Origin of the sequence: Niveispirillum sp. SYP-B3756 (genome assembly GCF_009495745.1) — a bacterium.
Taxonomy (GTDB): domain Bacteria; phylum Pseudomonadota; class Alphaproteobacteria; order Azospirillales; family Azospirillaceae; genus Niveispirillum.
In genome coordinates this window covers 542,080-564,019 of record NZ_WIDQ01000001.1, presented here as the reverse complement: position 1 = coordinate 564,019, position 21,940 = coordinate 542,080, and the positions used below count along the sequence as shown (strand labels likewise).

The window sequence follows — 21,940 nt, the reverse complement described above, 5'->3', positions numbered from 1 at the left end:
CCCCCCTCAAAGGGCCGTGAACCAGCCGCCATCCACCGTCACCTCTTCCACCATGCGGGTGACGACGCCAAGCTTCAAATCCTTCAGCAAATGGCACAACAACTCGCCGTCGATCAGGTCGATGGCGGGGGCACCGGGGCGGATGGCTTCATCCTTGGCGGCTTGGGTGAAGGTGCCGGTGGTGATGATCAGGCCCTTGTCCGCGCGGCCCACCATGGCCCCGCGAAAATCCCGCACCACCGAGGCACCGACGGAGCCCTGATAGCGCTTGCACTGGAACGCCACCTGAAAGGTGACGAGGTTGACGCGCAGCACACCCTGCCCGTCAATGCCGCCATCCCCCGTCTTGCCGGTGACTTCCACCTTCACAAAGCCGGCTTCCCGCAACAGGCGTTGTGACAGGCGCTCGAACGCATCCGGCGTGATGGTCTGCACCGTTTGCAGCAGCGTTTCCCGCCAATCCGGCGGTTCCGCCTCTGGTTCCTTGGCCCCCAGGCGACCATTGGTCCGGGGCGTGGCCGGCTGGTTGCGCTCGGCACGCACCAGGGCCGGCACCCGTTCCAACTCACCATCCGTGACCTTCTCACCGGCATCGGTCAGCGCCCAGACCCCGCGCGCGCTGTTCACCAGCAGCCCGGTCTTGCCCAGATAGGTCTTGGCCCAGGAAAGCCGATAGGAAAGGCGGCTGATCCGGCCATCCTTGTGGGGGATGGCCTGCGCCGGTTCCGGGATTTTTTCCCGCCGGATCACCGCATCCAGCAGTTCCTCATTCCCCGCCGATCCGCCCAGTTCCCGCAGCGCCTCAATGGTTGGGCGCAACAGGCCTTCGAACAGGGGAACGCCGTCGCTGTCGGTGCGTAAGAGACAGGTCATGCGTCCCCGCCGAAAGCTTCTTCGATCAAGGCTTCCACCCAGGCCGGGTCGGAACCTGCCTTGCGGGCCACGGCGGCCAGCAACAGCACCATGGGCGGCACCGGTTGATCCTCCGGATATTCCGGCAGCAGCAGGCTCAGTTCCCCAGCCGCATCAACAATCAGGGCGGCTTCGTCCGGTCCCAGATGCGTGCCCGTTTCCTCTTCCATCATTCATCCGCTTCCTTGTGCTTCCGGCCTTTGGGCTTGGGTTCCTGTTTGGCTGCCCGTTCCTGGTTCAGGGCGAACAGCTTAGCCAAAGCCTCTTCCTCACTGATATTGGCGGGCCAGCCATAGGCGGCGGCCACGGCTTCATCCAGCCGCTTATGCAGCATGTCCAGCCAGGCGGGGCGCTGGTTGTAAAGATTGGTCAGGGTGCGCTTCTTCAGCTCCGCCGCCGCCTTGTCATTCTTGGGCAGGATGCGGTCGGGATAGCCGGGCACCACTTCCGGCACGATCTTCACCAGATCGGGCGGATTCAACCACGCCTCCCGCTTCTCATCCAACTCCTTCGCCGCCGCCGCGATGGCCTGGGCGCGCGGGTCGTCCGCATAGGCCGATGCCGGCAGGTCCGGCGTCAGGCCTTCAGGGAAGGGGAAGGTTTCGAAGCAGGTGGTGGGGGTGTAGCGGGGGCGATCTTCGAGCTTAGAGCCCATATACAGGGCCCAAAAAGCGTGAAAACTAGAGTGAAGTATACCGAAGCTAGTATAGTCATCCCTGGCGATGGCATTAAGTGTCCCAGCAATGGAGATCCGACCGTCGACAAATCTGAAAAGCCGATACTTTGAGGTTTTAGGCACAGCGATAAATCTCTGCTTTCCGGCCAGGGCGTGTCGTAAGGCAGCGCCTGACCTCCGAAACCTCCAATAGATGTCTCTTTTTAGAGCCACTTCTTTTTGCGGATAGCTAAATATAAGATTTCGTAGGTATGTAAATGGAGCTTCGTAGTAGGCAGCTTCAGTCTCGCTCAATTGAGTCCCAAAATCGATGACGAAATAATCTGATGAAGATTGAATGAGTTCTGCACCACCAATCATTCTTGAAATAACGTCTGAGTTTAATTTACCATTTGGATTTAAAGGTTCATTTAGTAAACGCCTCGCCAAATCACCTTTAATAACAAATGGACCACCATAAGAATAACCCTCAAGGCAAATATTTATATTTTGTCGAAGTTTGCTAATAAAGTACGTATGATTTTCTATCGGTAGAACGCGCTTTAGTCCAGGAAGTATAATAGATACCTTGTTTCCATTTAGAAAAACGTCTTCACTAAGTCCATCTGGATACTTAATGCAGCAAATTGCAACATCCACTGCTGCACCGTCCAACACCCAGTCAAGAGACTCCCAAGCATCAAATATAATGCAACTATCCAAATTTCTCGATATTGTTTCTAGAGAATCTCCATGATTAATTGTGTTTGTTGCAACAAAACCGAATCTACCTTGATAAATTTTTATACAATACAGAGCTTTAACGAACCACCAGGAGACGAGGTCGGCTTGGCCGGAAACTCGATTTTTGTAAATTGCGCGCAAAGAATCAACGTAGACCTCTCCTAGGTTGCTTCGCATTTTTTTTGAACCCAAAAACGGCGGATTCCCCACAATCGCGTCAGCCTTGGGCCATTGCGCCTCCGTGCCATCCTCGTTCAACAGGGCGTCGCGGTTCTCGATCCCCTTCAGGCTGCCCAGAATGGGCGTGCGCTTCACGGCACCGGCATTCTTCATCTGCCATTGCAGCTCACCGATCCAGACCGTGGTGCGGGCCAGTTCGGCGGCATAGGGGTTGATCTCAATTCCCAGCACGCATTGCGGGGTGATGCGCTCATCATCGGCGGGCAGGCCCAGGGTTCGCGCCTCCTGCTCGATGGCGCGGTCCAGGTCTTTCAGGTGCATCAACGCCATGTAAAGGAAATTGCCGGACCCGCAGGCAGGGTCCAGCACCCGGTATTTGCCCAGGCGGTGGCGGAATTTCAGATAGGTATCGCGGGCGGCATTTTCGTGCCGGGTGCGGCTGGCATCATCCTTGGCCGCATCGCGCTTGGCGCGCAAGCCCGCCACCTTTTCCTTCACCTGTTCCCACTCGGCGCGCAGGGGGCGCAACACCACCGGTTCCACGATCTTCATGATCTTTTCCGGATCGGTGTAATGGATGCCCACGCCCTTATCGGCCTTGGACAGGCCCTTGGCCTTGGCGGCCTTGGCCGCCTTTGCCGGGCTGGCGGCATCCGGCGCCACATCAAACAGGCCCGCCATGGCCTTGCGCTTTTCCGGGTCCAGGCCGCGTTCAAACAGGGTGCCGAAAATGCTGGGCTCGATACTGCCCCAATCCAGCTTGGCGGCATCCAGCAGGGCGCGGATTTGCAAGCCCCCCAGGTCGATCACATCATCATCGTCGAACAGCCCGCCATTGAACCAGGGAATGGGACGGTTGCCGAAGTAACCCTGCGGGTCTTTCATCGCCCGGAACAGGTTTTTCAGGCGGGGGGCAAACCCAGCCTGATCCTGCACGCTGTCTTCCAGCAGGTCGGAGAAGATCAGGTCCGGCAGCAGGCCGATATTCTGCGCGAACAGACAGAAGACAATGCGGTTCAGGAAATGGGCGATGCGGCGGGATTGTTCATCCCCCAGCCGGTGGCGCAGTTCCGCCGCGATGGTGCCAACGGTGGCGGCGGCCTGGGCGGTAACGGTGGCGCGGGTTTCCTTGGGCCGCAGATATTCCGGATCGGTCCAGCAGGCGCGCAGCATCCGCCGCGCCTCCACACTCATCAGGTCGCCCAACCGGATGGTATGGGTAACTGCCACCTCATTGGTGAAATTGGTGTGGATGCGGATTTCCTGGGAATCGGAAACGATCAGCAGCGGCGGGTTGCCCAGCGCATCGGCATATTGCTTTACCTGGGCATGGGCCGCCGTCAGGTTCTTCTTCGACCCTTTATATTCCCAGACGAAGTGATTGCGTTTCCAGACATCGGCGTAGCCAGAGGCACCGCCCAGCTTCAACACATTCTTTTCGAAGCAATATTCCTCGCCGGTCTTGTCGGCGCTGTTGGGGTCCGGCACCTCCAGCATCCGGCAGAGATCGTTGAAATGGCTCTGATAGAATTTCTTTTCGTTGGCGGTGTTGCCACGCCATTTGGCAATGAAATCTTCAGGATTCATCGTCACGGGAATCATGCTCCGGCTTTTGCACGCGCAGGATAGCGGGGGCGACCGCGAGATTGCAAGCAAGGCCCAAGCCCAAGTGCTTAAAAGCAAAAAGGCCGCCGGGTTGCCCCGGCGGCCTTTTCACGTCTCAAACAACCTGAGCAGATCAGGCTGATCCGTTGCCGGATCAGTCGTTCTGCTGGCGGCGCTTCAGAGCCGCACCCAGGATGTCGCCCAGCGAGGCGCCCGAGTCGGACGAGCCGAATTCGGCCATCGCGGACTTCTCTTCCTCGACTTCCTTGGCCTTGATCGACAGGCCGATCTTGCGGGAACCGCGATCGACCTGGGTGACCTTGGCATCGACCTTTTCGCCAACGGCGAAGCGGTCGGGGCGCTGCTCGGAACGCTCACGGCTCAGGTCGGACTTGCGGATGAAGCCGGTGAAGCCTTCACCAACCTCAACCTCGATCCCGCCTTCGGTGATCTGGGTCACGGTGCAGGTGACGACATCACCCTTCTTGACGCCAGCAGCAGCGCTCTCGAACGGATCGGAAGCCAGCTGCTTGATGCCGAGCGAGATGCGTTCCTTCTCAACGTCAACGTCCAGAACCTTGACCTTGACCTGATCGCCCTTCTTGTATTCCTGGATCGCCTGCTCGCCGGGGGTGTTCCAGTCCAGATCGGACAGGTGCACCATACCGTCGATGTCGCCCGGCAGACCAACGAACAGACCGAATTCGGTGATGTTCTTGACCTCGCCTTCCAGCTCGGTGCCGCCCGGGAACTTCTCGACGAAGGCTTCCCAGGGGTTCTGCATGGTCTGCTTCAGACCCAGGCTGATACGGCGCTTCACCGGATCCACGTCCAGCACCATCACTTCCACTTCCTGAGAGGTGGAAACGATCTTGCCCGGATGGACGTTCTTCTTGGTCCAGCTCATCTCGGAGACGTGCACCAGACCTTCGATACCCGGCTCCAGCTCCACAAAGGCGCCGTAGTCGGTGATGTTGGTGACGCGACCCTTGAACTTGGCCTGCGGCGGGTACTTGGCTTCCACGCCTTCCCACGGATCGGCCTCAAGCTGCTTCATGCCGAGGCTGATACGCTGGGTCTCGGAGTTGAAGCGGATGACCTGGACCGTAACGGTCTGGCCGATCTGCAGGGCTTCCGACGGGTGGTTGATACGGCGCCAGGCGATATCGGTGACGTGCAGCAGGCCGTCAACGCCGCCCAGATCAACGAACGCACCGTAATCGGTGATGTTCTTGACCACGCCCTGCAGGATCTGGCCTTCCTTGAGGGAGGCGACCAGCTCGGAGCGGGCTTCCGCACGGCTTTCTTCCAGCACGGCGCGGCGGGAAACGACGATGTTGCCGCGCGAGCGGTCCATCTTCAGGATCTGGAACGGCTGCGGCGTGCCCATCAGCGGGGAGATGTCGCGCACCGGACGGATATCGACCTGGCTGCCCGGCAGGAAGGCCACGGCGCCATTCAGATCGACGGTGAAACCACCCTTGACGCGACCGAAAATGATGCCGGTGACGCGGCTCTGGTCGGTGAAGGACTTCTCCAGCAGGGTCCAGGCTTCCTCGCGCTTGGCCTTCTCGCGCGACAGAACGGCTTCGCCATTCTTGTCTTCCATGCGCTCCAGATAGACCTCGACGGTGTCGCCGACCTTCAGCTCGACCGGCTGGCCCGGAACGGCAAATTCCTTGAGAGCAACGCGACCTTCAGACTTCAGGCCAACGTCGATCAGCACCATGTCGTTGTCGATATTGACAACACGACCCTTGACGACGGTGCCTTCCAGGCTGTCGGCGGAGCCGAACGATTCTTCCAGCAGGGCGGCGAAGCTTTCCTTCGCGGCGGAAACCTGTGCCATGTAAACTCCAATGGGCAGACTGTTTCGGGTTGATCTAAACGATGCATCCACCCATCCCCGGCACGCCCGAACCGGTTCTGTGGCTTCACCACCGCCGCACCGGGCATCATACCCGGCGACTTTGCCAAGCCAGCCCGAAGGCTGGCTTTCCTGTTCCCGAAGAGGACGGCAGCGGGCCGCCCTTGATGAAAGCCCATGGCTACGCCACCAGACCGGCGGCGAGGACGTTCAATAGCAGAACGCGAGCAAAGCCAGCGGGCCCATATCCGGTCCCCGGCAGCGCATCGCGTCATGATCCTTCATGCCCTTCGGGGCAAGGCGGGCTATATAGCCGGAAACCGGCCTCACCGCAACCGATAGAGTCGGCATGGACCCCTGGAATACGGCGGCGGGGGCTGCCTTTCGACAGCCCCCGCTACAATACCCAACCTCGGCTTCTCAGCCTCAGCCTAGGCCGTTCAGCGCTGCCTGTGCCTGGGTCAGCACGCCATTGGCCGTCTGCATGGCATTCATGGCAAAATTCACCCGGTTCTGCAGAACCTGATTGATCACCATATCTTCCGTCAGGGCACGGGCATTCAGCAACTGCTCCTGCCCCGCCAAGCGGATATTGTGACAACCGGGGATCGTCTGGCAGAGCAGCGTCGGCGGCGGGCTATGGGCGCCCTTGGCGAAAACCAGCACGCAATCGTTCCAGACATCGGCTTCGCGGGTGGCGATGAAGGATTCCACCAGCGTTACATCAAGCTTCATGCGCTTGGCCCAGGCCACCAGGGCCAGACCCGAATCGGGGTAGAAACGCCAGCAATCCTGCGGATAAGCGTGATAGGCGCCGTTGGACGGCACGTTAATGTAAAGGAAGCCCCCCTCCCGCGTGACACGCAGCATTTCCAGGAAGGTCAGCCAGAAGAACTGGTCATGTTCATAGCAGGATGAGGAAACGACGATATCAAAACTGCCATCCTCGAACGGATAGACATAGGGATCGTCCGCCACCACATCGACGCCGTTGCCGGGCCCCAGATCCATCCCGCACCAGTCAGAACCCTCGGGGCGGAAATCCCGCAGGGCGCCATTGACATTGCAGGCCCCCAGCTCCAACACCTTGCTGAAATCGCTGCGCCAATAGGTCTCGAAGAATTTGGCACCGATCTTATAGGCGGTATCGTGCATACCGGCATTCCTTTCTGCTTTCCTGCCGGCAGTACACCCGCCGCGCTTGGGTTTCTAGAGCTACCTGCGTTTCGTCGAACGCAGGTAGCTCTAGCTGAGTCTGCCTGCGAGCGAATTCACGCCAAAAGGTTATTTCACCTTTTGGCGATCCGCTCTATGTCTCAGCCACGGGCGGTGATGGCGATGGCTGCCGGATAATCAACCGCTGTCAGAGTCACTTGCGAAAAGCCTGCTTCAATCACCTGTGTCCAGGCATCGGCACCATATTCAGTATGAACCAGCAAGTCGTTGGCACCAACGCCGCTGCCGCCATGGTAACTGCCCGACAGGCCGGCGCGGTTACGGCTCATCCGGCCGACAACGATGGGAACAGTATAGCACAGAGCCCCGCCGGGGGAGAGCACACGACGGCATTCCTTCAGCCCGTGAACCGGGTTCTCCACATGCTCCAGCGTGTCGGAATGCAGGACGATATCGAACGACCCGTCAGCATAGGGCATCTTGTGGATGTCCACTTCCGGGTATTTGGCCAGTACATGATTGGGAAAATGACGAAGCACCGGTGTCAGGCTGCCAGCTTCGTTCAGTTCCAGGATGCGAGTCGGTGGTTTGCTGGATGCCAGGGCCAGCAGCGGGGCATTGACCCCCAGCACATTCAGCATTGCCTTGGCCAGCGCGATTGAGCGCAGGTTGGCACCGCAACGGGTGCAGCATTGGCCCTGCTGGCGGTTGATATATTCAGCCTCCCTTGGACTTAGCTGCCAATCATTAATCAAACCAGGCCACAATAACTGAAGAATATTAAATTCATTATTATCACACACACTGCACACAATTTTAGTTTCCATCGCTTCTCCGTTTTCTTTCCACAAGTCGGTTGATATTACGTTTCAGACAAAAAACGCGCAATTTCGTGAGCGCTATGTCGGGGTGGTATGTTCTCCTAACTGCCATTCAAGTTGATACACAAACATTAGCTTCCCCACTTGGCCAGATAGTCGCCGTAACCCTTTAGCCAACGGTCTCCCTGATAGCTGCCGCCGCTGCAGTGCAGGGCGGGAATTGGCGCCACCCCCATGCGTACACCCAGAACCTCTGCCTGCCGGCAAAAATCCAGATCATAGAAATGGAATGGGAAGCGCGGATCGAACCGCAGGCCAGAACGGCGAAATACTTCCACCCGCGCCGCCAGGAACAGGCCATCCATCAGAAGACATTCCCGACCGGGTTTCCCGTAATAGCCGATGGAACTGGGAAACACCTCGCCATGCCCGACGGCGCCGCACAGGTTCGCCTCCTCTTCGGGGAAAATACCCCCCGCCGCGTCGCGCAGATGGCCCCAAGTCGGCTGGAACGGGGTGCGTCGGACGTTTCCGGCCAACCCGACAATATCGAAGGTGCGGGTCCATTCCGCCAGCCTGTCAGGCCAGAAAAAATCCAGCAGAGTGACGTCATCATGCAGGAATGCGAGGATTAGGTCGTCATCTCCCTCAGACAATGCCTGTTCAATATCTTTATTATAAAGGGTAGGAAGGCCGACCTGATTTTCTAGATAAAGCGATAGCTCAATGGGGTAGCGTCGCCGCCATTCATTGATCGACCGGCCCAGCAATGTATCGGCTTCAAATCGCTCCCCTGTGAGGCGGGAGGCACTGACCATGCGCACGCGATTCATGCCGCCTCCTTCAGGCGCAGATCAGAAAATGGATAAAATGAAAAGCTAAGCGTTAATCGTTCTGTTTTTCGCAACGGAAAGACAACGCCTTCACTTTACTTTTATCGATCTATCATTACCGCGGTCGCAGGAAAAAGATAAGTGATATAATGCTTGCCGCAGTGGGCTTGGAAGGGGTTTTGTGAAATGAAAATGCAAATCTGCCCACTAAAAATGCAGGATGTCGAGCTTTCGGGCGACCTTGCGAAATTTAATATCATAGATTAGGCTTTTAATTTGGTGTGGACTATGGCCATTGCCGCCTGAAACGCCGCATCGGGGCCCAGGGCGGAATTATCCACCACCACCGCATCCTCGGCTGGTATCAGGGGGGCGAAGGCGCGGGTGGTGTCGCGTTCATCGCGCGCCCGCATGTCGGCCAACACCGCGTCGAAATCCACACCGGCCGCCGCTCCGCCGAGTTCCTTGAACCGGCGTTCGGCCCGCACCTCCACCGAGGCGGTGATAAACAGTTTCACCGGCGCGTCGGGGCAAATGACGGTGCCGATATCCCGCCCGTCCAGCACGGCCCCCGCAGCGTCGCCCGGCGGGTTGGCTGCGAAACCACGCTGGAATTCCAGCAAGGCCTGCCGAACGCCGGGATAGGCCGAAACGATGGAGGCGGCCTGCGCCGTTTCATCCTGGCGCAGGGCAGGGTCGGAGGTCAATTCGGCGATCCGCTCGGCATCCAGGGCGCGCGCCGCCGCCATGGCGGCTTCCACATCGCGCACATCCTGGCCAGCCCGGATCATCGACAGGCCCACGGCCCGGTAGAGTGCGCCGGTATCCAGCAGCGCATAACCCATGGCCTCGGCAACGCGGCGGGCCAGCGTGCCCTTGCCGCTGGCGGCGGGACCATCGATGGCGATGACAGGCTTGGTGGACATGGGCGTCAGGGCTCCCCAGAGCGGCAATGGACAATCACAGGCGGCACCCTTGCCCGCGCAGGGCCGGAGCGTCAAGCCATGCCGCTTATGCGCCAGAGATGGCTGGGTTTCATTGACATGCGTCAGCGACATTCAAACCGGCCAAAGAAAAACCCGCCGGGCTGCCCCGGCGGGTTCTCTTCACTTCAATCAAGTCGCTCTGGTCTGGCGTTAAGCTCAGCCCAGCGCCTTCACCATGGTCGAACCCAGGCTGGCCGGGCTTTCGGAGACATGGATACCGGCAGCGCGCATCGCTTCCACCTTGAACTCGGCGGTGTCGTTACCGCCAGAGATCACGGCACCGGCATGGCCCATGCGGCGGCCCGGCGGGGCGGTGCGACCGGCGATGAAGCCGACGACCGGCTTCTTCAGACCGGAAGCCTTGATGTATTCCGCACCCATCACCTCAGCGTCACCACCGATCTCGCCGATCATGATGATGCCTTCGGTTTCCGGATCCTTGGCGAACATCTCCAGCGCGTCGACAAAGTTGGTGCCGTTGACCGGGTCACCGCCAATGCCGATGCAGGTGGTCTGGCCCAGGCCAGCCGCCGTCGTCTGCGCCACAGCTTCGTAGGTCAGCGTGCCGGAACGGGACACGATGCCGATCTTGCCACGGCGATGGATGTGGCCCGGCATGATGCCGATCTTGCACTCGTCCGGGGTGATGACGCCCGGGCAGTTCGGACCGACCAGACGGGTCGCGCTGTTGGCGAGCGCGCGCTTGACGCGCACCATGTCCAGCACCGGAATGCCTTCGGTGATGCAGACCACCAGCGGCAGTTCGGCATCAATGGCTTCCAGGATGGCGTCGGCGGCGAACGGCGGCGGCACATAGATGACCGAGGCATTGGCCCCGGTCTTCGACACGGCATCGGCCACGGTGTCGAACACCGGCAGGTCCAGATGCTTGGAGCCGCCCTTACCGGGCGTCACGCCGCCGACCATCTTGGTGCCATAGGCGATGGCCTGTTCGGAATGGAAAGTCCCCTGCGCGCCGGTAAAGCCCTGGCAGATGACCTTGGTGTCTTTGTTAACGAGAACGGCCATGTTACGCGGCCTCCTTCACGGCCTTCACGATCTTCTCGGCGGCGTCGGCCAGATTGTCGGCCGACAGGATGGGCAGGCCGGATTCGGCCATGATCTTCTTGCCGAGATCGACGTTCGTGCCTTCCAGACGAACAACCAGCGGAACATGCAAGCTGACTTCGCGGGCGGCGGCAACGACGCCTTCCGCAATCACGTCGCAGCGCATAATGCCGCCGAAGATGTTGACCAGGATGCCTTCGACATTCGGGTCGGACAGGATCAGCTTGAACGCCGTGGTGACGCGCTCCTTGGTGGCGCCGCCGCCAACGTCCAGGAAGTTCGCCGGCTCACCGCCATACAGCTTGATGATGTCCATGGTGGCCATGGCCAGACCAGCGCCGTTCACCATGCAGCCGATATTGCCATCCAGCTTCACATAGTTCAGGCCGTGCTTGGTGGCCTCGGTCTCCGACGCCTCTTCCTCGTCCTCGTCGCGGAGTTCTTCCACGTCGGGGTGACGGTAGAGCGCGTTGTCGTCGAAGTTCACCTTGGCGTCGAGCGCGATGACCTCACCCGCACCGGTCACGACCAGCGGGTTGATTTCCACCATGCTCATGTCCAGGTCGATGAACGCCTTGTACATGGCGGCCATGAACTTGGCAGCGGCACCAACCTGCTTGCCTTCCAGGCCCAGGGCGAAGGCGACCTTGCGGGCGTGATAGCCCTGCAGGCCCTGCACCGGGTCGATGGCGACCTTGGTGATCTTCTCCGGGTGGCTGTGGGCCACTTCCTCGATCTCCATGCCGCCTTCAGTGGAAGCGACGATGGTGACGCGGGAAGAGCCACGGTCCATCAGCATGGACAGGTACAGCTCGCGCTTGATGTCAGCGCCTTCCTCGATATAGAGGCGCTTGACTTCCTTGCCTTCCGCACCGGTCTGCTTGGTGACCAGCACCTGGTTCAGCATGGCGGCGGCATTGGCCTGCACGTCTTCCACGCTCTTGACGACGCGGACGCCGCCCTTGCCGTTCGGGTCGTTCTGGAAACGACCAGCGCCACGGCCACCGGCATGGATCTGCGACTTGACCACCCAGACGGGGCCGCCCAGCTCCTGCGCGACCTTGGCCGCTTCCTCGGGCGTATAGGCAACGCCGCCGCGCGGAACCGCGACACCGTACTTCTTCAACAGGCCCTTGGCCTGGTACTCATGAATATTCATAGGTCAGCCGTCTTGCTCTGGATGGGAGACGGGCCGGCCGCGACGGGTGTCAACGGACCGCGCGCAGGGTCCGTCCCCACGCGGGCGGCACTTTAGCACTATGCCAACCGGGATCAACCGTCCAAAGGTCTCCCCGGTGCACAATGATTTGCGCACTGCCGCACAGGGCGGTGATGACCCCACCCTTGGCGGCACAAGGCTGAGCGACAGCCCACCCCTTGAAGGGCACGCATCTGCAGCAAGGGTGCCATGTAACGGCGGCGGGGCCACTACAGCGCGGTGATTGTTGCGCTGGGTGAAACATTGCGTCCCGAATATGCCGGATAGTGGCAAAGCGGATTCTGGGTCATCGTGGCCCCCATGTTGAACCCCACCAAGACGGAGTAGCTGTCCATGTCCCGTACCCTTATCGCCGGTCTGTTCGGTGCCGCCCTGCTGCTGACCGCCGGCCAGGGCTTCGCCCAGGATCTGACCAAAGACCCGGCGACCGTGAAATCCGGTACCTATGCGGTGGAGCCGACCCACACCAAGGTCGTCTTCGCCATCAACCACCTTGGCTATTCCACCTATTACGGCGCGTTCCCCAAGGCTGAGGGCACGCTGGTGCTGGACGCCGCCAACCCGGCCAAGTCGGCGCTGGACGTAACGGTGGATGTCACCGCCATCTCCACCGACCTGAAGGAGCTGAACGAGCATCTGCTGTCGCCGGACTTCTTTGACGGCGCCAAGTTCCCCAAGGCCACCTTCAAGAGCACCAAGGTGGAACTGACCGGCAAGAACAAGGCCAAGGTGACCGGCAACCTGACCCTGAAGGGCGTGACCAAGCCGGTGACCCTGGATGTCACCTTCAACCAGGCCGGCCCGAACTTCATCAACAAGGTCTACAGCGTCGGGTTTGACGCCACGACCACCATCAAGCGTTCCGAATTCGGCGTCAGCGCCTATGTCCCCGCCGTGGGTGACGAGGTGACGCTGCGCATCGGTTCGGAATTGCAGCTGAAGAAGTAAGCCTCCCGGTGCGTGCTTGATACTCCCGCCCCTTTTCCAGGGGCGGGAGTATCCGGCGGCGCATGAGGGAACAAAAAATCCAAGGAGACCGGGGCCATGACGGGCACGGTAACGCATGATGGCCAGCACGATCCGCGCTATGGCGGGGTTGCGATGGCACTGCACTGGGCGACGGCCGCCGCCATTTTCCTGATGCTGGCCAGCGGCTTGACCATGACCCGGATGGCGCCGGGCATGACGGCCTTCAATCTTTATCAATGGCACAAGGCGCTGGGCATCACCGTGCTGGCGCTGACGCTGATCCGGCTGGTCTGGCGGCTGGGCCATCGGCCGCCGCCCCTGCCCGATGCCATGCCGGCCCTGGAGAAGCTGGGGGCGCGGCTGGCGCATCTGGGCTTCTATGGTCTTTTGCTGGGGCTGCCGCTGTCCGGCTGGCTGCTGGTTTCCGTCTCCCCCCTGAACCTGCCGACCAGCTGGTTCGGGTATTTCCTGATCCCGCATCTGCCGGTGCCCACCGATGCCGCCCTGCGCCAAACCTTGAACAGCCTGTCGGAAACGGCCCATGGGCTGGGCGGCTGGACCCTGCTGGCGTTGTTGTTTGTGCATATTGCTGCGGCCCTGCGCCACGCGCTGATCCTGCACGACCATGTGCTGCGCAGTATGCTGCCGCGCTGGCTGGCCCCCCGGAAAGGTTGATGATCATGATGTCTGCGATGAAACGCCTGCTGCTGGCGGGTTCCACCCTTGCCCTGCTGGTCCTGCCCGCCGCAGCCGGCGAGTGGCAGGTGGAGGGGGCCCAGTCCCGCCTGGGCTTTACCGGCGTCCAGCTGGGCCAGAGCTTCCAGGGCAAGTTCGAGAAATTCAGCGCCAAGATCGATTTCGACCCGGCCAAGCCCGAAGCGGGCGGCAAGGTGGAGGTGCTGATCGACATGGCCAGTGCCAAGACCGGTGATGCCCAGCGCGATGGCAGCCTGCCGGGTGCCGACTGGTTCGCCATCGACAAATTTGCCCAGGCGAGCTTCACGGCGACCACGTTCCGCCGCACCGGCGACAATGCCTATGAGGCCGAAGGCACCCTGACCATGAAGGGTGTCAGCCGCCCGCTGGTGCTGCCCTTCACCCTGTCCCCCGATGGTGCCGCTACCCGCGCCAAGGGTAAGGTGACACTGCTGCGCAGTGATTTCGGCGTCGGCCAGGGCCAATGGGCCACCGACCAATGGGTGGCCCTGAAGGTCGATGTCGATTTCGACCTGAAAGCCGTGCCGAAGGGTTGATTCGTAAAGAGGGCAGGGGGCGGGCTTTCCCGCCCCCTGTCACAGCCCCCGCAGGAAGGCGATCAACGCCGTGTTCACCGCGTCGGGGGCTTCCTGTTGCACCCAATGGCCCGCCCCTTCCACCAGGGTGGTGCCGCGATAATCGGTGCAGGTAAGGCCTTCCATGGCCTTCAGCGCCTTGTCCATGCTGGGCATCCGCAGCACCCCGTCGAACTCCCCGGCGATGAAGCAGGCCGGTACGCCGATCGGCACGCCATGCCAGGGTGCCGTCAAAGCCCAGTTGCGATCCAGATTGCGGTACCAGTTCAGCCCGCCGCGATAGCCGGTGCGCGCGAACGTGTCGGCATAGTGCCGCACATCCGCTTCCGGCAGCCAGTCGGGCAGCACATCCACCGGGGCGCAACCCTGTACCAGGCCGACATCCGGCACCTGTGCCGGCCAACGCCGGCTGGTTGTCACCCCGGCAGCAGAGGCGCCCACCAGCAAACGGCGGTGGGTTTCATAGGGATCGGCGGCCAGATCGGCCTCCGCCACGCCCGGTTCTTGAAAATAAACCATGTAGAACCGGTCCATCCCCTGGGCACGGGCCATGTTGATCAGGCCGCCCTGGGGGCCGCGCGGCGACCAGGGCACGGCGAGCCCGGCCACAGCGCGGAACCGGTCCGGCCGCAGCAAGGCGGCGTGCCAGGCCACCGGTGCCCCCCAATCATGGCCGATGATGGTGCAATGATCGATGCCCAGCGCATCCAACAGCGCCACCTGATCGCCCACCAGATGCAGGATGGTGTAATCCCCCACATCATCCGGGGCATCGGTGCCGCCGTACCCGCGCATGTCGGGCACGATCACCCGGTATCCTGCCGCCACCAGGGCCGGCACCTGATGGCGCCAGCTATGGCCCAGTTCCGGCCAGCCATGGCAGAGCAGCAGGGCGGGGCCGCTGCCATGATCCTGATAGGCGATGCTTATCCCGTTGGCCCGTACCTGCGGCATGATGGTCGCTCCCCGTTAATTTTGGGGGGATCATAGCGGTGCCGGTCGGGCACCGCTATGCCGCTGCATTACCCGCTATCGTCACCCGGCGCGGGATTTGAACGCCTTCAGCCGCTTGTTGAAATCGGCGGCCAGCTTTTCCATCCGCTCGGTAGATTTATTGTAGGAATCAGCGTCAATCCGGCCACGTACCTTGCCCTCTGCGGTCAGGCAGGCCTGATATTCATCCGTTGCGGCGATATAGGCTTTCACCATTTTCGCGGCGTCGGCCATGTCGGCGGCGGTGGCGCTGCTGCCGTCCGGCAGGGCCGGGGGATCGTCGATCTCACAGCCGGCCCAGGCCGGGCTGCTGCACAAAATCAGACCGGCGATGGCAAGGGTGGCAAAACCGCCACGTCGCAGGATACCGGAATGCTGGTGCTGGATACGCATCTGCCCTCTCCCATCCGTTTGCCACGGCGGCACAGGACCGGCGACCGCGTTGGAGCGGTCCCATCCTGTCACTGAACGCTTGTCAGGCGTCAGTCCACCGGGAATGACTGGTTAATCGGGCAGCCGGCCACCTTCTCTTCCACTATAGCAAAAGGGTATTTGTGCGATGCAGCAACGTCAATAGCCTATCGTCATAGAAATATGTCTTTGGCACAGTATTACGCCGCCATAGGGAAAAAACGGAAAAGCCCGCGTCCGGCAACCGGACGCGGGCTTTTGCAGAGAGACCCAGGCGGCGGAGCCACCCGGAACGCCGGAAATCAGCCGGCGCGGGACTTGAAGGTCTTCAGCTGCTTGTTGAAGTCAGCAGCCAGCTTTTCCATCATCTCGGTGGACTTGTTATAGGCGTTCATGTCCATCTTGCCCTTGCCGGCGGCTTCCAGGCAGGCCTGATATTCCTGGGTGGCGGTGATATAGGCCTTAACGGCCTTCATCGCGACACCCATTTCGTCGGCCGAGGCGACGGCGCCGTCCGGCAGGGACGGCGGGTTGCCCTGTTCGCAGCCGGCGCCAAAGGCGGTGCCAGCGGTCAGCGACAGAAGGGCGGCAGAGATCAGCAGAGCGGCGGTCTTCATGAAGGTTAGTCCTTGATAAGGTGATACAAGATTTCGATCGTCAATTCGGTCGCGTCTTGTCCAGAGTGGGTGTAATAAAAACGCCACCAACGGATGGATACGCTGCAACCCGCGCATCCACATCAATAACCAAGATTGAATAGCCTGATTACTCTGACGCGCGATCGATGAGATACTTTGGTTGACCGTCACCGTCAATTGCCAGCACTTCTATTGCTGCCATGCAACATGCGCATTGTCTAAAATGCAATCAAATTGCGCCAACAGTGACGCGAAGAACTTAAGCGGTAGCGGTTGCGAAATGGTTAACACCATAAACAAAACCCCCGCACCAAAGGGATGGTGCGGGGGTTCCATCGGACACCGGCCCTGATGGGCCGGGCCGGGCTGGTATCAGCCTTCGGCGGAAACCTTCTTGGTCACGTCGACCAGAACCTTCACCGCATCGACGGACTTGTCGAAATTGGCCTTCTCCTCGGCGGAGAGCTCGATCTCGATGATCTTTTCCACGCCCTTGGCGCCGATGATGGTCGGCACACCGATATAGAGACCGTCAACGCCATACTGGCCGGTCAGCTTGGCGGCCACCGGCAGAACGCGCTTCTTGTCCTTCAGGTAGCTTTCGGCCATGGCGATGGCGGAAGCGGCCGGAGCATAGAAAGCGGAACCGGTCTTCAGCAGGCCGACAATTTCCGCACCGCCGTCGCGGGTGCGCTGCACGATCTTGTCCAGCTTTTCCTGCGTGGTCCAGCCCATCTTCACCAGATCCGGCAGCGGGATGCCGGCGACGGTGGAGTAACGGACCGACGGGACCATGGTGTCGCCATGACCGCCCAGCACGAAGGCGGTGACGTCTTCGACCGACACGCCGAATTCTTCAGCCAGGAACCAGCGGAAACGGGCGCTGTCCAGCACGCCGGCCATGCCGACCACCTTCTCCGCCGGCAGGCCGGAGACTTCCTGGAACAGGCCGACCATGGCGTCCAGCGGGTTGGTGATGACGATGACGAAGGCGTTGGGGGCGTGTTCCTTGACGCCGGCGGCCACGGCCTTGATGACCTTGGCATTGATGCCAACCAGATCGTCACGGCTCATGCCCGGCTTGCGCGGCACGCCGGCGGTGATGATCACCACGTCGACGCCAGCAATGTCGGCATAGTCGGAGGTGCCCGAATAACCGGCGTCAAAACCGGCAACCGGCGACAGCTCGGCGATATCCAGCGCCTTGCCCTTGGCGACGCCGGAGAAATCCGGAATGTCGAGCAGGACGATATCGCCCAGTTCCTTCTGGCCGGCCAGCAGAGCCAGCGTACCGCCGATTTGGCCGGCGCCGATCAGGGCGATCTTCTTGCGTGCCATGGGTCATTCCCTTCGATTAGGTCGGATCAGGAAAGTAAATTTCGTTTGGAGCAACCGCGAGGGGGCTTGCTTTCAACTGGCCGCGACGCGGGTGACCCTGGGCCGGCTGCTTAGCCCGAAATGATGCAGTGGGCAAGCCGACAAGGGTCGAGGGTGGGGGAAGGCTGGCAAGCGCCTGCAGCAACCCCCTCATGCATCCCGTCCGACAGGCGGGCAGGGCCGGCCGATCAATGCGGGTGGCCGTGCCCATGGTCATGGGAATGGCTGTGATTCTCCACGATGCCGGTGCGTAACTCCCGGATGGACTGGCGGCTGATCTGCCAGGACGCACTCAGCGACAGCCAGGCCATCACCAGGGCCACGGCAATATCCGGCCAGCCCGTGCCGGTGCCGAACACACCCAGTGCCGCGACCATCACGGCGATATTGCCCAGGGCATCGTTGCGGGAGCAGAGCCAGACGCTGCGCATATTGGCGTCGCCCTGCCGCCAGGCATAGAGCATGATGGCAGTGCCGACATTGGCGGCCAGGGCCAGCGCGCCAACCCAGCCCATGGTTTCCGCCGTCGGCACCCGCCCGCCCAGCACATTCAGCAGCGATTGCACCGCCACGAACAGGCCGATACCGCCCATGGAAAGCCCCTTCACCAGGGCCGCCCAGGAACGCACAGACAGGGCAGCCCCCAGCACGAACAGGCTGATGCCGTAATTGGCGGCATCGGAAAGGAAATCGGCGGCATCGGCCTTCAGGGCGACAGAGCCGGATTGCAGGCCGGCCGCCATCTCCACGGCGAACATGCCGGCATTGATCAGCAGGGCCAGCAACAGCACCCGGCGATAGGCCGGGCTGGTGGGGCCATGGGTGGGGGTGGGGCAGCAGGAAGCGGACATGGGATTTTCCCTTGTCAGAAGGAGAAGCTGCCCGGAAAGATGGACCCTGTAGCCGCTACAGGGTCAAGGGGAATGGATATGCACAAGGATTACCGTATCGGCGATCTGGCCCGCGCCACCGACACGGCGGTGGAGACGGTCCGCTATTACGAGCGCATCGGCCTGTTGCCGGAACCGCCCCGCACCGAGGGCAATTACCGGCTGTACGGGGAGGCCCACCTGCATCGGCTGCGCTTCATCCGCCGGGCGCGGGCCTTGGGCTTTCATCTGGATGTGATCCGCGACCTGCTGGGCATGGTGGACCGGCCTGACCAGCCCTGCGCCAGCATCGACCAGTTGGCCCGCGCCCAGATGGCAGAGGTCGACGCCAAGATCGCTGACCTGACCCGCCTGCGCGCCGAACTGGCCCATGTCGCCAACCAGTGCCATGGCGGCACTGTGCGGGAATGCCGGATTGTCGAGGCGTTGAGCGGTGGGGAGGGGTAAACCTGACCGATTGAAACCTTGATAGGGAGCAGGGGAGCGCTTGGCCGCTGGTCGGTGTCTCCGCTATGCACGCAGTATTCGCATACGTTCGGATGCGATTAAGGGGTATATGAATTAGAAAATACAACCATTATCGACACGATGAATAACCAGTGATACACTTTATAGGTTCATAATGATTTCTGTATCGATTTGAAATTTCCCGTTTTTTATCAAGATTTTAGTGTCTATTTGGGCTGCAAAGGGGGACGACATGGCCGTAAATAATCTCCTTATTCTGGCGCATGGTAACAACCCTTCCTCCGGGGGGAACCCCTTTGCGAATGTCGGGAAGATGGCTGGTGCTGCATCGCCGGATGGCGTGTTTGCACCCGCCAAGGACAAGGTGGGTGCGACGTCCCCGCCATCTGGCGTGGGCCCCGTTACGACGACCGATCGGGTGGAACTCAGCGGTTTGGCGCAGGCACTGACGGGGCAGGCTGCCGCCTTCTTCAACCAGATGGATGAGAAGGAGCGGGGCACGCTGGAAACCCTGGTCAAATCCGGCAAGGTCTCTGTCGATGATGCCGTGAAGGGCCTGCAATTCTGGGCTGATGAGGTGACCTTCACCAAGGCCATGACCCTGGTGGCCCCCACGGCACAGGAGACGGATCAGGCCCGGCAGCGCGACGATTCGCAGGCGGCTTTTGCGGCGGATTTCCAGGAATTCGCCGCCATCAGCCGGGAGAATGAGGCGCGCAGCGAAGAATATCTCAAGGCCGTGGAGAGCGGGAGCGGCGATGTGGCGGCGGCCCGCGAGCGGTTGGACGAGGTCTCAGCCCGCTATCGGCAGGCCTCGGCCAAAGCGCGCCAAAGCAACGCGGCCATAGGGGATACGGGCCTCGCCATTCAGGATGGGTTCCAGCGGCGGTTTCAGGCCGTGGCGGACGCCAAGGCGGCATCCGGCCACCCGGATGGCGGCGCGCCCGCCAATGCCGACAACAAGGCGGCGGCGGACCGGCTGGCCGCTGCCGGGCTGGGCCAGCTTGACCTGAAAGAAGCGCGCCGCCGTTTCGCGGCCAGCGTCACCGATTTCCCTTATTAAGGGGCTGGCTCCTCGCCCCCTGAAAACCAAACGGGCCGAAGGGGATATCCCCCCCGGCCCGCCGGTTGCCTCCCCGGTCGTGGAGGCGCCAGGACAGGTGGTGCCTGGATTGTTACGCGGCGGTACGGATACCGGCGCGCACAACCTTCTCGTCCACCTGGTCCTGGAATTGGGTGAAGTTGGCCTCAAACCGCCGCGCCACCTCATGCGCGGTGGCGTCAAAGGCACTCTTGTCCGCCCAGGCATTGCGGGGCAGCAGCACATCGGCCGGCACGCCGTCGCAGCCTTCCGGCACGGCCAGACCGAAATTCGGTTCCGGCTTGTGCGCCACGCCGGCCAGCTTGCCCGACAGGGCGGCATTCACCAGAGCGCGGGTATGGCCGATCTTCATGCGGCTGCCGGTGCCATAGGCACCGCCCGTCCAGCCGGTATTCACCAGCCAGCAATGGGCGCCATGGGCCTGGATCTTCTGCCCCAGCAGCTTGGCATAGGCGGTGGGGTGGCGGGGCATGAAGGGCGCACCAAAGCAGGTGCTGAAGGTGGCCTGCGGCTCCGTCACGCCCTTTTCCGTGCCGGCCACGCGCGCGGTGTAACCGGACAGGAAATGGTACATGGCCTGTTCGGCCGACAGTTTGGAAATCGGCGGCAGCACGCCGAACGCATCCGCCGTCAGCATGATGATGTTCAGTGGCTGGCCGCCCAGCCCCGTATCGGACGCGTTGGGGATGAAATCGATGGGGTAGGAGGCGCGGGTATTTTCCGTCAGCCTTGCATCATCCAGGTCCAGGTCGCGCGTGGTCGGGTCCATGACGACATTTTCCAGCACCGTGCCGAAGCGCCGGGTGGTGGCATAAATCTCCGGCTCGGCCTCGGCGGACAGGCGGATCACCTTGGCATAGCAGCCGCCTTCGAAATTGAAGACGCCATTGTCCGACCAGCCATGTTCGTCATCGCCGATCAAGGTGCGGCTGCTGTCGGCGGACAGGGTGGTCTTGCCGGTGCCCGACAGGCCGAAGAAGATGGCGGTATCGCCATTCGCCCCGATATTGGCCGAACAATGCATGGGCAGCACGCCCTGGGCCGGCAGCATGAAATTCAGCACGGAGAAGATCGACTTCTTGATCTCCCCGGCATAGGAGGTGCCGCCGATCAGCACCAGCTTCTTCTTGAAATTGATCACGACGAACACGTCGGACCGGGTGCCGTCGCGTTCCGGCACGGCATGGAAATCAGGCACCTGCAGCACGGTGAAGCCCGGCTCAAACGCCAGCCGGTCGGCCAAAGCCGGGCGGATGAACATGTTCTGGGCGAACAGATTGTGCCAGGCGTGCTGGGTGACGATGCGCACCGGCAGCCGATAGGCCGGATCGGCCCCCGCCCACAGATCCTGCACGAAGACCTCGCGCCCCTGCAGATAGGCGGTGACGCGGGCGTGCAGCCGGTCGAACGCCTCTTCCGTGAAGGGCTTGTTCGGGCCCCACCAGATATCGGCCTCCGTCGTTTCCTCCCGCACGGTGAATTTATCGTTGGGGGAGCGGCCGGTATGCTGGCCGGTAATGGCGACCAGCGCGCCATCCTTGGACAGGGCAACCTCGCCGCGCTTCAGCGCCTGTTCATACAGGGCACCGACGCTGAGATTCCAATGGGCAGCCTTCAGATTGGCCAAACCCAGATAATCAAGCCCGAAACGGCTGATGACGGGACCAGTCTTTTCCACGGTCGTATTCTCCCTCATGATCCGCGAGGCCGCCGCCCCTTTTGTCGGGCGACGCC

The 21,940-nt window shown here is 61.4% G+C and carries 21 protein-coding genes; 5 read left to right on the top strand and 16 right to left on the bottom strand.

What is annotated here, in order from left to right:
* Positions 1-6 precede the first annotated feature (6 nt).
* The 10 genes from GE253_RS02685 to sucC form a co-directional block, all read right to left on the bottom strand.
* Positions 7-873, bottom strand: a complete 867-nt coding sequence (locus tag GE253_RS02685) for a restriction endonuclease (protein WP_153202553.1) — start codon at positions 871-873, stop codon at positions 7-9.
* Positions 870-1,085, bottom strand: coding sequence for a hypothetical protein (locus GE253_RS02680; protein ID WP_153202552.1), 216 nt, complete (start codon positions 1,083-1,085; stop codon positions 870-872). Before GE253_RS02680 ends, GE253_RS02685 begins: the two co-directional genes overlap by 4 nt.
* Positions 1,082-4,078: a DNA methyltransferase gene (locus tag GE253_RS02675; protein WP_153202841.1), complete on the bottom strand. Its 2,997-nt coding sequence runs from the start codon at positions 4,076-4,078 to the stop codon at positions 1,082-1,084. The genes GE253_RS02680 and GE253_RS02675 overlap by 4 nt, the downstream gene beginning before the upstream one ends.
* Before the next feature lie 172 nt (positions 4,079-4,250).
* On the bottom strand, positions 4,251-5,945 hold the full coding sequence (gene rpsA / locus GE253_RS02670; protein ID WP_153202551.1) for a 30S ribosomal protein S1: 1,695 nt from the start codon (positions 5,943-5,945) through the stop codon (positions 4,251-4,253).
* 444 nt (positions 5,946-6,389) lie between these two features.
* Positions 6,390-7,118 carry a methyltransferase domain-containing protein gene (locus GE253_RS02665; RefSeq protein WP_153202550.1) on the bottom strand — a complete coding sequence of 243 codons (729 nt, stop codon included), beginning with the start codon at positions 7,116-7,118 and terminating at the stop codon, positions 6,390-6,392.
* 161 nt (positions 7,119-7,279) lie between these two features.
* The gene (locus tag GE253_RS02660) at positions 7,280-7,894 is read right to left on the bottom strand and encodes a class I SAM-dependent methyltransferase (RefSeq protein ID WP_211101321.1); all 615 of its coding nucleotides are present in this window, start codon (positions 7,892-7,894) and stop codon (positions 7,280-7,282) included.
* Positions 7,895-8,091: 197 nt separating this feature from the next.
* Positions 8,092-8,793 carry a hypothetical protein gene (locus tag GE253_RS02655; RefSeq protein ID WP_153202548.1) on the bottom strand — a complete coding sequence of 234 codons (702 nt, stop codon included), beginning with the start codon at positions 8,791-8,793 and terminating at the stop codon, positions 8,092-8,094.
* Between the two features lie 263 nt (positions 8,794-9,056).
* Positions 9,057-9,719 carry a (d)CMP kinase gene (gene cmk, locus GE253_RS02650; RefSeq protein ID WP_153202547.1) on the bottom strand — a complete coding sequence of 221 codons (663 nt, stop codon included), beginning with the start codon at positions 9,717-9,719 and terminating at the stop codon, positions 9,057-9,059.
* A gap of 216 nt (positions 9,720-9,935) precedes the next feature.
* Positions 9,936-10,808, bottom strand: a complete 873-nt coding sequence (gene sucD, locus GE253_RS02645; RefSeq protein WP_029012089.1) for a succinate--CoA ligase subunit alpha — start codon at positions 10,806-10,808, stop codon at positions 9,936-9,938.
* A 1-nt stretch (position 10,809) separates the two neighbouring features.
* Entirely contained in the window at positions 10,810-12,006 is a 1,197-nt protein-coding gene (gene sucC / locus GE253_RS02640; protein WP_153202546.1) for an ADP-forming succinate--CoA ligase subunit beta, read from the bottom strand.
* Positions 12,007-12,399: 393 nt separating this feature from the next.
* Between sucC and GE253_RS02635 the strand changes: the two genes are divergently transcribed.
* From GE253_RS02635 to GE253_RS02625, 3 genes are all read left to right on the top strand, one after another.
* On the top strand, positions 12,400-13,014 hold the full coding sequence (locus GE253_RS02635; RefSeq protein WP_153202545.1) for a YceI family protein: 615 nt from the start codon (positions 12,400-12,402) through the stop codon (positions 13,012-13,014).
* 96 nt (positions 13,015-13,110) lie between these two features.
* The gene (locus GE253_RS02630) at positions 13,111-13,710 is read left to right on the top strand and encodes a cytochrome b (RefSeq protein WP_153202544.1); all 600 of its coding nucleotides are present in this window, start codon (positions 13,111-13,113) and stop codon (positions 13,708-13,710) included.
* Complete coding sequence (locus GE253_RS02625) at positions 13,710-14,288, top strand: YceI family protein (protein WP_247878438.1); 579 nt, start codon at positions 13,710-13,712, stop codon at positions 14,286-14,288. The genes GE253_RS02630 and GE253_RS02625 overlap by 1 nt, the downstream gene beginning before the upstream one ends.
* Positions 14,289-14,327: 39 nt before the next feature.
* On the opposite strand, the gene GE253_RS02620 is transcribed toward GE253_RS02625, so the two are convergent.
* From GE253_RS02620 to GE253_RS02600, 5 genes are all read right to left on the bottom strand, one after another.
* A complete protein-coding gene (locus tag GE253_RS02620; RefSeq protein WP_153202543.1) occupies positions 14,328-15,281 on the bottom strand; it encodes an alpha/beta hydrolase in 954 nt (317 codons plus the stop codon).
* An 81-nt stretch (positions 15,282-15,362) separates the two neighbouring features.
* Positions 15,363-15,713: a hypothetical protein gene (locus tag GE253_RS02615; RefSeq protein WP_153202542.1), complete on the bottom strand. Its 351-nt coding sequence runs from the start codon at positions 15,711-15,713 to the stop codon at positions 15,363-15,365.
* Between the two features lie 320 nt (positions 15,714-16,033).
* Positions 16,034-16,546: a hypothetical protein gene (locus tag GE253_RS02610; RefSeq protein ID WP_153202541.1), complete on the bottom strand. Its 513-nt coding sequence runs from the start codon at positions 16,544-16,546 to the stop codon at positions 16,034-16,036.
* A gap of 195 nt (positions 16,547-16,741) precedes the next feature.
* On the bottom strand, positions 16,742-17,707 hold the full coding sequence (gene mdh, locus GE253_RS02605) for a malate dehydrogenase (RefSeq protein WP_153202540.1): 966 nt from the start codon (positions 17,705-17,707) through the stop codon (positions 16,742-16,744).
* A 227-nt stretch (positions 17,708-17,934) separates the two neighbouring features.
* Positions 17,935-18,597 carry a cation diffusion facilitator family transporter gene (locus tag GE253_RS02600; RefSeq protein WP_153202539.1) on the bottom strand — a complete coding sequence of 221 codons (663 nt, stop codon included), beginning with the start codon at positions 18,595-18,597 and terminating at the stop codon, positions 17,935-17,937.
* A 78-nt stretch (positions 18,598-18,675) separates the two neighbouring features.
* Between GE253_RS02600 and GE253_RS02595 the strand changes: the two genes are divergently transcribed.
* Positions 18,676-19,083: a helix-turn-helix domain-containing protein gene (locus GE253_RS02595; RefSeq protein ID WP_153202839.1), complete on the top strand. Its 408-nt coding sequence runs from the start codon at positions 18,676-18,678 to the stop codon at positions 19,081-19,083.
* Between the two features lie 334 nt (positions 19,084-19,417).
* Positions 19,418-20,167 (top strand): hypothetical protein, encoded by a 750-nt coding sequence (locus tag GE253_RS02590; RefSeq protein WP_153202538.1) that lies wholly within the window; start codon positions 19,418-19,420, stop codon positions 20,165-20,167.
* A gap of 112 nt (positions 20,168-20,279) precedes the next feature.
* On the opposite strand, the gene GE253_RS02585 is transcribed toward GE253_RS02590, so the two are convergent.
* Positions 20,280-21,884, bottom strand: coding sequence for a phosphoenolpyruvate carboxykinase (locus GE253_RS02585; RefSeq protein ID WP_348770760.1), 1,605 nt, complete (start codon positions 21,882-21,884; stop codon positions 20,280-20,282).
* Between the last annotated feature and the right edge of the window lie 56 nt (positions 21,885-21,940).

Bases quoted from the DNA above. Each gene is read 5' to 3' on its own strand.
- GE253_RS02680 (WP_153202552.1), bottom strand. From the start codon at position 1,085: ATGATGGAAGAGGAAACGGGCACGCATCTGGGACCGGACGAAGCCGCC.
- GE253_RS02620 (WP_153202543.1), bottom strand. From the start codon at position 15,281: ATGCCGCAGGTACGGGCCAACGGGATAAGCATCGCCTATCAGGATCAT.
- GE253_RS02625 (WP_247878438.1), top strand. From the start codon at position 13,710: ATGATCATGATGTCTGCGATGAAACGCCTGCTGCTGGCGGGTTCCACC.
- GE253_RS02600 (WP_153202539.1), bottom strand. From the start codon at position 18,597: ATGTCCGCTTCCTGCTGCCCCACCCCCACCCATGGCCCCACCAGCCCG.
- mdh (WP_153202540.1), bottom strand. From the start codon at position 17,707: ATGGCACGCAAGAAGATCGCCCTGATCGGCGCCGGCCAAATCGGCGGT.
- cmk (WP_153202547.1), bottom strand. From the start codon at position 9,719: ATGTCCACCAAGCCTGTCATCGCCATCGATGGTCCCGCCGCCAGCGGC.
- sucD (WP_029012089.1), bottom strand. From the start codon at position 10,808: ATGGCCGTTCTCGTTAACAAAGACACCAAGGTCATCTGCCAGGGCTTT.
- GE253_RS02665 (WP_153202550.1), bottom strand. From the start codon at position 7,118: ATGCACGATACCGCCTATAAGATCGGTGCCAAATTCTTCGAGACCTAT.
- rpsA (WP_153202551.1), bottom strand. From the start codon at position 5,945: ATGGCACAGGTTTCCGCCGCGAAGGAAAGCTTCGCCGCCCTGCTGGAA.
- GE253_RS02595 (WP_153202839.1), top strand. From the start codon at position 18,676: ATGCACAAGGATTACCGTATCGGCGATCTGGCCCGCGCCACCGACACG.
- GE253_RS02685 (WP_153202553.1), bottom strand. From the start codon at position 873: ATGACCTGTCTCTTACGCACCGACAGCGACGGCGTTCCCCTGTTCGAA.
- GE253_RS02655 (WP_153202548.1), bottom strand. From the start codon at position 8,793: ATGAATCGCGTGCGCATGGTCAGTGCCTCCCGCCTCACAGGGGAGCGA.
- GE253_RS02615 (WP_153202542.1), bottom strand. From the start codon at position 15,713: ATGCGTATCCAGCACCAGCATTCCGGTATCCTGCGACGTGGCGGTTTT.
- GE253_RS02635 (WP_153202545.1), top strand. From the start codon at position 12,400: ATGTCCCGTACCCTTATCGCCGGTCTGTTCGGTGCCGCCCTGCTGCTG.
- GE253_RS02590 (WP_153202538.1), top strand. From the start codon at position 19,418: ATGGCTGGTGCTGCATCGCCGGATGGCGTGTTTGCACCCGCCAAGGAC.
- GE253_RS02630 (WP_153202544.1), top strand. From the start codon at position 13,111: ATGACGGGCACGGTAACGCATGATGGCCAGCACGATCCGCGCTATGGC.
- GE253_RS02675 (WP_153202841.1), bottom strand. From the start codon at position 4,078: ATGAATCCTGAAGATTTCATTGCCAAATGGCGTGGCAACACCGCCAAC.
- sucC (WP_153202546.1), bottom strand. From the start codon at position 12,006: ATGAATATTCATGAGTACCAGGCCAAGGGCCTGTTGAAGAAGTACGGT.